Genomic DNA, 421 nt, shown 5'->3' on the forward strand with positions numbered 1-421 from the left:
GGCGGGCACGCTGCTGCCGGCGCTGCGTGGCATGACGGGGTCCGCAACCAACAGCTTCACGCCCGCCCTGACGCAGTCCTTCCGCGTCATCGAGGCCGAGGGCGGTGTTGCGGGCAGCTTCAGCGGCCTGGTGCAGCCGGCAGGCCTGGCGGCCGGCACGCGGCTTGATGCGCTCTACACCGCGAATGCCATGACCCTCTGGACGACGCCGGATGACTATCGCGACCTGAGGCCGCATGGCGTGACGCTGACGCCGAACCAGGCGCAGGTCGGCGTAGGGCTCAATGCGCTGCGCGGCGACGCCGGCGTGCGCGTCGCCGCCGATGTGACGGAGGCGCTCGGCGTTCTCTACACGCAGGGTGCCGACTACCTGCCGGGCGTCGTGAATCGCCTTGGCGCCGCGATCTATGGCGATGCGCTG

Annotated in this window: 1 protein-coding gene; it reads left to right on the top strand. The window is 71.0% G+C overall.

Going from position 1 to position 421, the window contains the following annotated elements; translation table 11 throughout:
- On the top strand, positions 1-421 hold a 421-nt coding region (locus ACLD7X_RS19225), incomplete at both ends, for a hypothetical protein (RefSeq protein WP_411425276.1).

Origin of the sequence: Aphanothece microscopica RSMan92, assembly GCF_046613545.2 — a bacterium.
In the GTDB taxonomy this organism is placed as follows: Bacteria; Cyanobacteriota; Cyanobacteriia; order PCC-6307; family Cyanobiaceae; genus NIES-981.